The following is a 13,337-nucleotide window of genomic DNA, read 5'->3' on the forward strand; positions in this document are numbered from 1 at the left end:
CCGCATCACGCAGGGCGCTCCAGACGGCGATACCGAGCATTAGTGGAGGTTCCCCGACGGCTTTGGAGTGAAATATTGTGGCTTCACGATTCGGGCTGTCGGGCAGCAGAGTAACCCTCAGGTCCGGGGGGCAGTCCGATACCGCTGGAATCTTGTAGGTGGCAGGACCGGTTGTGAGTAGTCTGCCGTCATCGCTGTAGACCAGTTCTTCGGTGGTCAGCCAGCCCATACCCTGGACGAATCCGCCTTCGATCTGACCAATGTCGATATCGGGATTCAGGGAACGTCCGGCATCAAACAGGATATCGGTACGAAGTACCCGATACTCGCCGGTGAGGGTGTCGACCACCACTTCGGCACAGGCAGCGCAGTTCGAGTAATACAGGAACGGGCGCCCCGTGCCGCTTTTCGGATCGTAATGGATCTTGGGAGTGGCATAGAAACCGGAGGAGGACAGCGGTACCCGATTCATATAGGCCGTCTGAACAAAGGTTTCCCAGGGCATCTCCAGCTCTCCGATCTGCACCTGGTTATCCGAGAAGCGGATGGTTTCTGGTGAGACCGACCAGTTCTGCGCAGCAAACTCCGTCAGGCCCGCGAGGATCTTTTCACAGGCGTCCAACGCGGCCATGCCGTTCAAGTCGGAGCCGGAAGAGGCGGCGGTTGGTGAAGTGTTGGGTACCTTGTCGGTGCGTGTCGCCGACACTTTGACTCGTTCAAGATCGACCTGGAAGGCAGACGCAACCACCTGTGCGACCTTGATGTAGAGACCCTGGCCCATTTCGGTCCCACCGTGATTTACGTGGATGCTGCCATCGGTATAGATGTGGACCAGGGCCCCGGCCTGGTTCAGGTGCTTCGCGGTGAACGAGATGCCGAACTTCACAGGCGTCAGCGCCAGGCCGCGTTTGAGTACCCGGCTGGAGTGGTTGAATCTGGTGATTTCCGAACGCCGCTGACGGTAGTCTGAGCTGGCTTCCAGCGTCTCCAGAAGCTCAGGAAGTACATGCTGTTCGATGGTCTGGTCGTAATGGGTGGTGTCCCGCCCGGGGCGATACAGGTTGAGCTTTCGGATATCCAGCGGGTCCCGACCCAGATGGCGGGCAATATCATCCATGGCCTGTTCAATGATCATCATGCCCTGTGGTCCGCCAAAACCCCGGAATGCCGTGTTCGAAACAGTGTGGGTCTTGCAGCGGTGGCCGGTGACCCGGGCCTGGTCCAGATAGTAGGCGTTATCGGCGTGGAACATGGCACGGTCGACGATGGCATCGGAAAGGTCCGGAGAGTAACCACAACGGCCGGCCACCATAATGTCGGCCCCCTGAATCAGGCCCTCGTCATCAAACCCGATGTCATAGGTGTTGAAAAAGTCATGCCGCTTGCCGGTCTGGATCATGTCGTCGGGCCGTGACAGGCGGTACTTCACCGGTCGGCCGGTCGCATTGGCCAGCAGGGCTGCGATGCAGGCGACCTGGGCCGCCTGGGTCTCTTTCCCGCCGAAGCCGCCGCCCATCCTTCGAACCTCGGTCTGGACCTCGTGAATGGGCAACCCCAAAACCTCGGCAATCAGCTTTTGTACCTCGGAGGGATGCTGGCTGGAGGTATGAACGAACATGCCCCGGTCTTCGGTGGGTTCTGCCAGACAGGCCTGTCCCTCCAGGTAGAAATGCTCCTGTCCACCGACAACCTGTTCGCCGGTCAGTCGGTGAGTTGCCTGGGAGAGAGCGTGATCCGGGTTGCCCCGCATTTGAGTCTGGCTCGGGCGAACAAACAGGCCCTTGTCCAGAGCCTGGTTTACGGTAATGACCGCGTCCAGGGATTCGTACTCAATGTTCGCCAGTCTGGCTGCCTTGCGAGCAGCTTCGTGGGAGGTCGCGGCGACGGCGAACAGGGGCTGACCGATAAACTCCACGATGTCATCCGCCAGTACCGGGTCACCGGGGAACACCGGGCCGATGTCAAGGTGGCCTGGCACGTCCCTGGCGGTTACCACGGCAATGACCTCGGGAGATTGGCGGACGGCATCCAGATCCATGGAGACTATCCGGGCATGGGCCTGTTGGCTGTGCCCGACAGCGGCATGCAGAGTGCCTTCCGGCATGGGTAAGTCGTCAATATAGCGGGCCTGACCACTGACGTGCTTCCAGGCGCTGTCGTGCCTGGCGCTTTGTCCGGCCAGCCCCTGGGCAGTATGGGCCGGTGTGGATGTGTTCAGGGGCAGTTTACGCATAGTCGGTCACCGTCAGTTGCTCGCGTGGAAGTGAGTCCGAAGCCAGCCAGGCGCGGCGAAGAAGGTTGCCGGCAACCTGAAGCCGGTAAGAGGCCGAGGCCCGGACATCACTCAGGGGTGAAAAGTCGCCGCCAAGAACCTTGATCGCAGTGGCCACGCTGTTCTTGTTCCAGGGCTGCCCCTTGAGCGCATTTTCCGTCTGCAGTGCCCGGGCGGGCGTGGCAGCCATGCCGCCGAAGGCCAGCCGGCAGTCACTGACCACACCATCGGTTATGGTCAGTCGGAAGGCGCCCAGGACAGCAGAGATATCGTCGTCCAATCGCTTCGAAACCTTGTAGATATGCAGCGCTTCGTCGGTTTTGGGTGCCGGAATCCGAACGGAGTGGAGGAATTCGCCCGATTTCAGGGCAGTCTGTTTATAGCCCAGGAAAAAATCCTCAATGGGCATCGAGCGCTGTCCGGCGGGGCCATCGAGCACCAGGAAGGCATTGAGTGCGATCAGAGGTGGAGGCATATCCCCGATGGGCGAGGCGTTGGCGATGTTGCCGCCCAGGGTTCCCCGGTTTCGGATCTGTAGTGAGCCCAGGCGATCGAGCATGGCGTCAAAGGCTGGCCAAAGGTCGCACAGCGACGCCCGGAACTCCTGATAGGTGGTGGCAGCACCTATCACCAGTTCGTCGCCCTCCCGGATACACCCTTTCAGCTCTGTAATACGCTCCACGCTCACCAGGTGATCGAAGGAAGAAAGCTGTTGTGTGATTTCCAGTGCAAGGTCTGTGCTGCCCGCCACCAGCCTTGAATCGGGATAAGTCCGCCGTAACGAGCGTAGGTCATCAAGGCTGACCGGCGCGTCATACCGGGCCCCTCCGGCTGCTTCCATGGTGATGTTATTCCGGTGAAACTGGCTCAGCGCAGATTCTGATGACTCGGGGACCATGCTAGCGGCCGGGTGCTCGGTATCCGGTGTCCATTCTTTCACCATGGCATCCTTACCGGCGTCTATGATCGGACGGTAGCCGGTGCAGCGACAGAGATTGCCAGACAGGGCCTCAAGAATTTGATGGTTGCTGACCGTGCCGCCCTTGCGGTTGGCGTGCAGAGCCGTCAGGGACATCACGATGCCCGGCGTGCAGAAACCACACTGGGCACCCTGCTTCTCCATCATGCCTTGCTGAACCGGATGGCGTGGTTCCTGTTGGAAGGCTTCAACAGTAATCAGCTCCTTGCCGTGAAGGCTTCCCAGCAAGGTGATGCAGCTGTTGATTGCTTCGTAACGGGTGTTGCCGTGTTGGTCAGCTGTTCCTGTAATCACAGTGCAGGCACCACAGTCGCCGGAGGCGCAGCCTTCTTTGGTGCCGGTAAGGCGCATTTTGGTGCGTAACCATTCTAGGATGCTCAAATTTGGGTCGAACTGGTCAACTTTTTCAATTCGGCCGTTCAGAAGAAATTCGATCACGGTTCTCTCCGCCAGAAGCCTATTTGCAGTATTGCGCGGTACCCCATCCCTCCCTTGAGTAAGGCATTCCGCTGTTCTCCTTAGGCTTTCTGCAAAAAGCTGACCAACTGGTTTAGTAAAGTGTTTTTTTATTTTTATTAACTATTGGCAAGCATATTGCTGCTGTTCGAAATGTTGATTGCTTGGTCAGTTTATTAGCAGGTCGGCCAGGAATACATAACGGGAAAAGAGGCTTCTTATGACTGCGGCGTTGCGCCTGAAACTGGAAAACATCGTCAAGGAATACCCGGGTTGCCGGGCTAACGATGGTATTGATCTCACAGTGCAAGCCGGCGAGATTCATGCGCTTCTGGGCGAGAATGGTGCTGGTAAGAGCACTCTGATGAAGGTGATCTATGGTGTTGTCCAGCCGGATGAAGGCCGGATGCTCTGGAACGGTCACGAGGTCAGGGTGACGAGCCCGGCTCAGGCACGGCGCATGGGGATCGGAATGGTCTTTCAGCATTTTTCACTGTTTGAAACCCTCACCGTCGCCGAGAACATCGCCCTCAGTCTGCCGCCCTTTGAAGCCCGTGACCGGAAGAAACTGGACCAGCGTATCCGCGAGGTCTCCGAACACTACGGTATGGCGCTGGATCCGAGGCGTTACGTCAGTACCTTGTCCGTCGGGGAGCGCCAGCGGGTAGAAATCGTTCGGTGTCTGATCCAGGAGAGTACGCTGCTGATTCTCGACGAGCCGACGTCGGTCCTGACCCCGCAGGAAGTGTCCTCGTTGTTTGCCACGCTGCGCCAACTCGCGAAAGAGGGCTGCAGCATTCTGTTTATCAGTCACAAACTCGAAGAAGTGCGAAGCCTCTGCCACAACGCCACGGTGTTGCGTCAGGGGCGTGTCAGTGGTGATTGCCGTCCGGCAGAAGTTTCAGCGACGGACATCGCGAGATTGATGGTCGGTGAGGACACGCCGATTTCAACTCAGGTGACCCCGGCGGACCCCGGGCGCGTCCTTCTCAAAGTCCAGGATTTGAATTGGTCGAGCAATGATCCATTTGGCACAAGTCTCAAAAAGGTATCCCTGGAACTGCGCAAGGGTGAAATTGTAGGTATCGCAGGGGTTGCCGGCAACGGACAGGATGAACTGCTCAAGGCATTATCTGGAGAAATTCGGGTTGATTCCGGTCGTATCGTGTTGGATGAAAAGAGCATTGAAAACCTGGCACCGGACCAACGCCGAAAACTTGGTGTCGCGATTGTTCCCGAAGAACGCCTGGGGCGGGGTGCTGTTCCGAAAATGTCCTTGGCAGACAATGCGCTGCTTACTGCATCCGGACAGGGACTGGTTGAGAGTGGACTGATCCGGTTCGGTCGGGTTCGAGAGTATTCCCGTGAAGTAATTCGACGATTCGACGTCCGCTGTAACGGCGAAAATAGCGCCGCAGGGAGCCTCTCGGGCGGTAACCTCCAAAAGTACATTATTGGCCGAGAAGCATTGCAGAATCCCACGCTTCTGGTGGCGTCGCACCCGACCTGGGGCGTAGACGTCGGTTCGGCCGTTGCAATTCATGAGGCCCTGATTCAGCTGCGCGATGAAGGGGCGGCCATTGTCCTTATATCGGAAGACCTGGACGAGCTCTATCAGCTCTGTAACCGGCTGGGTGCGCTTTGCAATGGGAGAATATCCCCCCTGGCGATGGCGTCTGAGCTGAGTATTGAGCAACTAGGACAGTGGATGGCCGGCGAGTTTGAATCTGCGGAGGCGAACCATGTTGCTGCTTGAGCGCCGTCCTTGTGATTCTGCTTTGATGCGGTGGACATCACCACTGCTTGCACTGGTGTTGACCGTCATTACCGGTTTTATCCTTTTCCTCGCCATGGGTAAGGATCCGGTGAAAGGACTGACCTTTTTCTTTATTACTCCGGTCAGTGATCTGATCGGATTGGCGGAGCTGGGGCTAAAGATGGCGCCTCTGCTGTTGTGCGCGGCGGGCCTGACGGTCTGTTACCGAGCCAAGCTGTGGAATATCGGAGCCGAAGGACATTTTTTGATGGGAGCCCTTGGCGCCAGCATCATGGCGGTCCAGTTGGTGGATGTCGACGGGTTCTGGGTGTTGCCTATTGTACTTTTGGCCGGAACGCTCGCCGGTATGGTGTGGGCGGCCATTGCGTCAGGCCTGAAAACGCACCTGCATTGCAACGAAATTCTCACCACCATCATGCTCAATTACATCGCACTGAATCTCCTGTTGTACACGGTGCATGGTCCTCTTAAAGATCCCTATGGCTTTGGCTTTCCCCAGTCCGTGATGTTTGCTGACTCGGCCCTATTGCCAGCCTTGATTCCCGGTACACGGTTGCACCTGGGGCTGGCCTTCGGGTTGCTGGCAGCCGTCGCGGTCTGGGTACTTTTTGCCCGCAGTTTTATCGGGTTTCAGCTCAACGTGGTGGGACAGGATCATCGGGCAGCGGCCTTCGCCGGTTTTGGAGCCCGACGGCTGACTTGGTTTGCCTTCCTGGTAGGCGGTGCCACCGCCGGCCTGGCCGGAGCCTCGGAGGTCACCGGACCCATTGGTCAGCTCGTGCCACAGGTGTCTCCCGGGTATGGCTACACCGCCATCATCGTCGTTTTCCTTGGTCGTATGCATGCCCTGGGCATTGTGGTTGCCAGTGCGCTGCTGGCGCTGACGTTCATCGGGGGAGAAATGCTCCAGATCGCCATGAATATGCCCAAGGCAGTTACCGGTCTGTTCCAGGGATTGCTGCTGTTCTACCTGCTGACCTGTGACGCCTTTATCCACTATCGCATCCGTCTGAAACGGCCGGCGCGGCAAACCACCATGGCAGCCAAGCCTGCCCCCGGGGAGGCCTGAAATGGAACTGTTGACGAACGTGCTGGCTGCCACCGTTGTTGCGGGTACTCCGCTGTTACTGGTGGCCCTGGGTGAACTGATTTGTGAGCGCTCCGGGGTACTGAACCTCGGGCAGGAAGGCATGATGCTGATGGGCGCCGTCGCCGGGTTTGTCGCGGCTCTGACCAGTGGCAGTCTGGTGGTCGGTGTGGCTGCTGCGGTATTGGCCGGGACTGGCATGTCGCTGCTGTTTGCGTTCATGGCGGTGTCCCTGGCGGCCAATCAGTACGCTGCCGGATTGGCATTGACCATTTTCGGCACTGGGTTAAGTGCCTTTCTTGGGGCCGGCTTTGTAGGTCAGTCCATTGACGGCTTCACCCGTGTTGCCATTCCGTTTCTGAGCGACATCCCGGTGCTGGGGCGTGTCCTGTTTGATCAGGATCCACTGGTGTATCTGTCTCTGATTGTCTTTGTCGGTGTGGCCATTTTCCTGCGCCACACCCGTGGTGGCCTGTTGTTGCGCGCAGTGGGTGAAGACCCGGAAGCCGCCAATGCCAATGGCCTGAAAGTGCTGGTTGTACGCTACCTGGCGGTGGCATTCGGCGGCGGCATGGCCGGCCTGGCCGGTGCGTACCTGTCTCTTGCCTATACCCCACTCTGGACTGAAAACATGACGGCCGGGCGGGGCTGGATAGCCCTGGCGCTGGTCGTGTTCGCCACCTGGCGGCCTGAGAGGGTTGTGCTGGGTGCCTACCTGTTCGGAGCAGCCAGTATTTTGCATCTCGTTCTACAAGGGCTGGGATGGAAGAGTTCAACGGAGCTCCTGGCGATGCTGCCATACGTAGTCACCATTCTGATGCTGGTCCTGCTTTCCTGGAATCCGGCCCGAACTCGACTTAATACCCCCCTTTCCCTCGGCCAGCCATACCGGCCGGGACGCTAACAATAACGATCAACCTTGCTCCAACAATGACTTAAAAAGAACGTAACCTGAGAGGCAATACCATGAAAACATTTCGTAAAACACTGATCGCTGGCTGTGTTGCTGCAGCGTCTTTTGCTCCGGCAGCCCAGGCTGAGAAATTCTTCGGCTCGTCGAGCATTTCCATCCTGCATAGTGATCAGTACCAGGGTGTTGAGTTCGACGCCGGCGGCAATGGTGGTTTTGAATACGAGGCGACTTATTTCACCTTCGAGAACGCGACAGCCCACAACTGGGGAAGCACCTTCTTCTTCATCGATCGTGAACAGGGTCAGGGCGATGTGGAAGGCTCCGATAACGTCTACGGTGAATTTGCCCCCAACCTGAGCACCAGCTGGCTGACAGGCGCGGACATTAGCTTTGGTCCGGTCAAGGACGTCTCTATTGCCGCACAATATGAATTCGGTGGCGGCACGGAGGTCAACAACTACATGGGTGGTCTAGGGCTGGCGTGGGACCTGCCTGGTTTCATGTATTTCACTACCTCCGTTTACTATGTCGATAACGAGCAGGTCAGTGATGATTACCAGTTGACTGTTACTTGGGGCGCTCCGTTCGAGGTTGGTGCTGCCCGCTTCCTGATCGACGGCTACATCGACTGGTCGACTGCCGAATCTGACCACAAGTCCGAATTTCAGTTCACACCCCAGATCAAACTGGACGTGAGCAATTTCTGGGGTGCTCCGGGCGTTCTCTATGCTGGTATTGAGTACCAGTACTGGAACAACAAGTACGGTCTTGGCGATACCCTGATCGACGATCAGAGCTCCGTCAGCGCACTGGTAAAATTTCACTTTTGATCCTGAACAGGAGTCCGGCAGAATCATACTGTCGGATTCCTGAACAACTGGACAACAAGTGAGAGGCTCATGACTAACAAGGCAGTTTCAGAAAACAGCGTTTCTGTTAAAAATGACAGCAACAGGAAAAACCGCAAGTACTGTCCGGGAAGGATACGGGAGCGTAACCGGGAAAGAATACTGATTGCCGCCGAGGAAGAGTTCGCTCTGAACGGCTACAAAGGTACGACGATCCAGAATATCGCCGAGCGGGCCGGGCTGCCAAAGTCCAACGTACTGTACTACTTCAGCAACAAGAAGCGCATGTACGGGGCTATGTTTGACGACATTCTCGCGCGCTGGAACAAGGTGTTCACGGAGATCAGTCCGCAAGACGACCCGTCGGAAGCCCTGGCGACGTTTATCCGGAACAAGGTGGAGATGTCCCGCAAGTACCCGCTGGCGTCCCGATTGTTTGCCATGGAAATTATCCAGGGTGCACCGTTCCTGCTTGAGCACCTGCGCACGAATATGCGCGAGTGGGTCCGGGGTAGGGCGGAGGTTATCCAGTCCTGGATCGACGACGGGCGCATGGCTCCGGTCGACCCAGTGCAGCTGATTTTTCTGATCTGGTCTTCAACCCAACATTACGCCGACTTCCAGGTGCAGATCCTGATGGTGGAAAACAAAGCCGAATACGAGAAGCGAGACTTTGACCATGCGGCGGATTTTCTGACCAGTGTGATCCTGAGGGGGTGCGGTCTTGAGAGTCCAAAATGAGTGAAACTGTTTCATATCCGAGGGATATGCGGGGCTATGGTGAACATCCTCCCCATGCCCAGTGGCCCGGGAACGCCCGGGTCGCGGTTCAGTTTGTGCTGAATTATGAAGAGGGCGGGGAAAACTGTGTGCTTCATGGTGATGAGCACTCAGAGACCTTCCTCTCTGACATCATTGGTGCTGAAGCATACCGGGATCGGCACATGAGTGTGGAATCCCTCTATGAGTACGGATCCCGTGCCGGTGTCTGGCGCATTCTGAAAGAATTCCGGAAACGTGAGCTGCCTTTGACCGTGTTCGGGGTAACCATGGCGATGGCCCGAAACCCGGACGTTGTCCAGGCGTTCCTGGATGACGGCCACGAAATTGCCTGCCACGGCCAGCGCTGGATTCATTACCAGGACATGAGCGAGTCTGAAGAACGTCAGTATCTGGAGCTTGCGATCGAACAGCACGCGCAGCTCACGGGAGAGCCCCCGCAGGGCTGGTACACCGGTCGGGACAGCCCGAATACTCGACGGCTTGTCGTTGAGCAGGGCGGCCTGGAATACGACAGCGACTACTACGGGGATGACCTGCCATTCTGGACTACCGTGGAGACCAGCGCGGGCGAACAGAAACCCCATCTTGTGGTGCCCTATACGCTGGAAGCCAACGACATGCGTTTTTGCTCACCCCAGGGGTTCAATTCCGGAGAGCAGTTCTTCCAGTACCTGAAAGACAGCTTTGATGTGCTTTATGAAGAAGGTGCTGAGGCTCCAAAAATGATGTCTGTCGGCTTGCATTGCCGGGTTGTAGGCCGTCCGGGCCGATTCCGTGCACTGCAACGTTTCCTTGATTATATCCAGCAATACGAACGTGTATGGGTGTGCCGGCGCATTGATATCGCCCGCCATTGGAAGCAGGTTCACCCTTACCAACCCGACTGATACCGGAGTTTTAGAATGACCGATGCCGTAGTGGCCCCTGTCGTAGAGGGACCGGAATTTACCCGTCTGGGATTGAACCTGGCGGATGGCAGTCTGGGAGCGGAAGTGACCCAGGTGACGGATGAGTTCTTTGCGCCCAGAGAGCGCATGCTTGATCCGGAACTGCCTGTGTTCTTCCCCGATCGCTATGACGATCACGGGAAATGGATGGACGGTTGGGAAACGCGACGCAGGCGTACAACGGGCCACGACTGGTGCATCGTGCGTCTGGCCATGCCGGGAGTTCTGATGGGTGTCGATTTCGATACCAGCTTTTTTACAGGGAACTATGCTCCAGCGGCCTCTTTGGAAGCGTGCTTCAGTCCTGACGGTGAGCCGGATGATAAGGCGGACTGGCATAGGCTGGTGCCGGCCACGGAGCTGAAGGGTAATGACCACCGATTTTGCACCATCGAGTCCGATCGGCCCTGGACACATCTGCGCTTGCACATATATCCGGATGGTGGGTTGGCGCGCCTGCGAGCCTACGGTAAGCCCTTCTGTGACTGGGCGACACTGTTAGCGACGGATGAGAGCCGGAATCTGCTGGCGCTCGAATACGGCGGTGACCAGGTGGCATGGAGCGACGCCCACTATGGCGAACCGCGCAAGCTTTTGCGTCCGGCGCGCGGCATCAACATGGGGGATGGCTGGGAAACACGCCGACGGCGTGAGCCTGGTAACGACTGGTGCATTCTGGCCCTGGGCCATAAGGGCATTGCTGAACGCATTGAGGTGGATACCGCGCACTTTAAGGGCAATTTCCCTGCGGCCTGTTCCATTCAGGCGGCCTGCGTGGAAGAAGGGGCAGGTACGGCACAGTCCCTGATTACCCAGAGCATGTTCTGGCATTCCTTGATGGACGAGCAGCCGTTGACGGCTAACAGCATCCATCAGTTTCAGGAATTGAAGAATTTGGGGCCGATTACCCATATCCGTTTCAATATCATTCCGGACGGCGGCGTCAGCCGGGTCCGCCTGTTCGGAAAACCCGTGTCATGAGCCGTTATCGAAGTCTTGTTGCCGAGCCTTTGACCCGCGAAGCCTTTGCGCTGTTCGGAGATGTGATTGATACCGACGGGGCCGAATCCTTTCCCATTAATCAGGGGCGCACCGAGCGCTTTCATGCCTTGTCCCGGGTGGAGCTTTCGGGTGCGACAGACTGGGGTATCCTGTCGATCTTTCGTGGCCAGCCCCTGACTCCTTTGGAGATAGCTCTAATGGAGCGTCACCCGCTCGGGAGTCAGTCATTCATACCCATGAACAACGTCGACTTCCTGGCAGTCGTTGCACCTCCGGGAGACTTTGACGAAGCTGCGGTGCGAGTATTCCTGGTCAAAGGTCATCAGGGGGTCACTTACCATGCCGGCACATGGCATGCACCGTTGCTGCCCCTGACGGCCGATGCCGATTATCTGGTGGTTGATCGTCAGGGGCTGGGTCAGAACTGTGATGAGGTCGACCTGCAGCAATCCATTAAACCCATCCTGGCTAACGGCTAAGGTATCCCTGTGTCAGCCCCCATATCCGAACTGAACTTCGTGACCGCGAGGCGAGCGGTCCGGGTTCTGCGCCCCGATTCTCCCAGCCAGGCGGTCAGTCTGGCCAGGCAGTGCAGGGCGTCTTACACGGCGGGCGGCACATGGCTCCAACCGGCCTATGAGCGGGATCAATGCTGGCCGGAAAACCTGGTGGCGCTGAATGCATCATGGCCTGGCTTCTGGGGTCTGGAAGACGGTCCGAATGGGCTGACCGTTGGTGCGATGACCTCTTTGGCAGAGATGGCACGGCACCCTCTGGTTCGAGACTATCTGCCGCCGTTGGCCAAGTTTCTGAATCTGGTGGCGGGGCCGGGTGTCCGGGCCCTGGGAACGGTTGGCGGCAATCTGATTGTGGGTGGTGATCTGTCTGCGCTGGCAATGGCCCTTGATGTCCGAGTGGACGTAGTCGGTCACGCAGGCGTGCGGATATTGCCACTTTCCCAATGGCTGCGGGAGCGGACATCGGAGGATTTGTTGCGTGGCTTTACGATTCCGGACTGCAGGGGGTGGCGGATGTCGCTGGAAAAGCTCGGATACCGGGCACGGTTTAGTCCGACCCGCGCCACTCTGGCTTGTGTTCATGATGGTTACCGGCTTCGCCTGGCGGTGGGTGGCGAAGGAGGCCTGCTTCGTCTGGCAGCAACGGAAGCGTTTCTTAACGGTTGGGCTGCTCTAGCGCCGGATGATTTCGGGGCAGTGCTTGATTGTGAACTGGTCGACCACGGGTGGCAGGACTCCCATCTGCGCATGGCATTGCGGCGAATGACGACGGGGCTGTTGTCGGAGGTGGCGCTTGGAACTTAAAGCTCAGCCCGGTATGGCTGGAACCGGTGTTCTGCAACGCATTGGAGGCAGGCTTGGCTATGCCACCGATCAGCAGCACATTCCCGGCCTGTTGCACGGAGCCATCCTGCGCAGCCGATACGCCCATGCCCGTCTCCTGAGGGTGGACACGACCCGAGCCAGGTCGATGCCGGGCGTCAGAGCGGTGGTGACGGCGGAGGATGTACCGGGCCTGAACCGCTTTGGCATTGTTGTTCGTGATCAGCCGGTGTTATGTGAGGACCGGGTCCGCTACGAGGGCGATGCGATTGCGGCGGTTGCCGCAGACTCTCTGGAACAGGCACGGGCGGCGTTGGAAGTGATTGATGTCGACTACGACCCCCTGTCTGTTGTCGATCAGGCTGAAATGGCAGAACAGATGGCGCCCCTGCATGGCGAAAGCAACCTTCTGGCCCGGGACAGCCTCACGCGCGGCGATAGCGAGGCCGCCTTCGCACGATGCGCAGTGATTGTGGAGCATCACTACCAGACGCCCCGGCAGATGCATGCCTTCATGGAGACCGAAGGCGGTGTAGCCATTCCGGATAACAACGGTGGCGTGGTCTTTCGGGTCGGTTGTCAGTCAGGCCACCGTGATGCCGAACAGCTGGCCGACATTCTCGGACTGAAGCTCTCTCAGGTTACGGTGGAGGCCACTCCTACCGGTGGGGCGTTTGGCGGTAAGGACGAACTGACCATTCAACCGGTGGCGGGCATCCTGGCCTTACAGACCGGTTTACCGGTACTGGTCCATCTCGATCGTTTCGAGTCCTGCCGCGTTGGCATCAAGAGGCACCCTGTGTCGGTGGTGATGACCACAGGCTGTGACAGCCAGGGCCGGATTCTGGCCCACCGTGTCGATGCGCTGCTGGACACAGGCGCCTACGCAAGCCTGGGGCCGGCGGTGCTGGAGAATTTTCTGGATCACGCCAC

General features: G+C 58.0%; 12 protein-coding genes. 10 read left to right on the forward strand and 2 right to left on the reverse strand.

Annotation, left to right across the window (positions count from 1 at the left end; translation table 11 throughout):
- The coding region (xdhB, locus tag B2W52_RS06800) for a xanthine dehydrogenase molybdopterin binding subunit (RefSeq protein ID WP_286802099.1) at nt 1-2,233 on the reverse strand (2,233 nt) is incomplete at its 3' end.
- Nucleotides 2,226-3,689: a xanthine dehydrogenase small subunit gene (gene xdhA / locus B2W52_RS06805; protein WP_273073035.1), complete on the reverse strand. Its 1,464-nt coding sequence runs from the start codon at nt 3,687-3,689 to the stop codon at nt 2,226-2,228. The genes xdhA and xdhB, both read right to left, overlap by 8 nt.
- A gap of 238 nt (nt 3,690-3,927) precedes the next feature.
- Here xdhA and B2W52_RS06810 point away from each other — a divergent pair, with 238 nt between their 5' ends.
- From B2W52_RS06810 to B2W52_RS06855, 10 genes are all read left to right on the forward strand, one after another.
- Nucleotides 3,928-5,463: an ABC transporter ATP-binding protein gene (locus B2W52_RS06810; protein ID WP_273073034.1), complete on the forward strand. Its 1,536-nt coding sequence runs from the start codon at nt 3,928-3,930 to the stop codon at nt 5,461-5,463.
- Nucleotides 5,450-6,553: an ABC transporter permease gene (locus B2W52_RS06815; protein WP_273073033.1), complete on the forward strand. Its 1,104-nt coding sequence runs from the start codon at nt 5,450-5,452 to the stop codon at nt 6,551-6,553. The genes B2W52_RS06810 and B2W52_RS06815 overlap by 14 nt, the downstream gene beginning before the upstream one ends.
- A gap of 1 nt (nt 6,554) precedes the next feature.
- Complete coding sequence (locus tag B2W52_RS06820; RefSeq protein WP_273073032.1) at nt 6,555-7,475, forward strand: ABC transporter permease; 921 nt, start codon at nt 6,555-6,557, stop codon at nt 7,473-7,475.
- A gap of 62 nt (nt 7,476-7,537) precedes the next feature.
- The gene (locus tag B2W52_RS06825; RefSeq protein ID WP_273073031.1) at nt 7,538-8,314 is read left to right on the forward strand and encodes an outer membrane protein OmpK; all 777 of its coding nucleotides are present in this window, start codon (nt 7,538-7,540) and stop codon (nt 8,312-8,314) included.
- A 69-nt stretch (nt 8,315-8,383) separates the two neighbouring features.
- Nucleotides 8,384-9,073, forward strand: a complete 690-nt coding sequence (locus B2W52_RS06830) for a TetR/AcrR family transcriptional regulator (RefSeq protein ID WP_273073030.1) — start codon at nt 8,384-8,386, stop codon at nt 9,071-9,073.
- Nucleotides 9,070-10,002: an allantoinase PuuE gene (puuE, locus tag B2W52_RS06835; protein ID WP_286802103.1), complete on the forward strand. Its 933-nt coding sequence runs from the start codon at nt 9,070-9,072 to the stop codon at nt 10,000-10,002. Before B2W52_RS06830 ends, puuE begins: the two co-directional genes overlap by 4 nt.
- 15 nt (nt 10,003-10,017) lie before the next feature.
- The gene (gene alc / locus B2W52_RS06840) at nt 10,018-11,043 is read left to right on the forward strand and encodes an allantoicase (protein WP_273156770.1); all 1,026 of its coding nucleotides are present in this window, start codon (nt 10,018-10,020) and stop codon (nt 11,041-11,043) included.
- A complete protein-coding gene (locus B2W52_RS06845) occupies nt 11,040-11,543 on the forward strand; it encodes an ureidoglycolate lyase (protein WP_273072969.1) in 504 nt (167 codons plus the stop codon). The genes alc and B2W52_RS06845 overlap by 4 nt, the downstream gene beginning before the upstream one ends.
- Before the next feature lie 9 nt (nt 11,544-11,552).
- Nucleotides 11,553-12,386, forward strand: a complete 834-nt coding sequence (locus B2W52_RS06850; RefSeq protein ID WP_273156765.1) for an FAD binding domain-containing protein — start codon at nt 11,553-11,555, stop codon at nt 12,384-12,386.
- A partial coding sequence (locus B2W52_RS06855; RefSeq protein WP_286802104.1) for a molybdopterin cofactor-binding domain-containing protein occupies nt 12,376-13,337 on the forward strand: 962 nt, incomplete at its 3' end. The genes B2W52_RS06850 and B2W52_RS06855, both read left to right, overlap by 11 nt.

The organism is Marinobacter sp. UBA2498 (assembly GCF_002341575.1).
GTDB lineage: Bacteria > Pseudomonadota > Gammaproteobacteria > Pseudomonadales > Oleiphilaceae > Marinobacter > Marinobacter manganoxydans.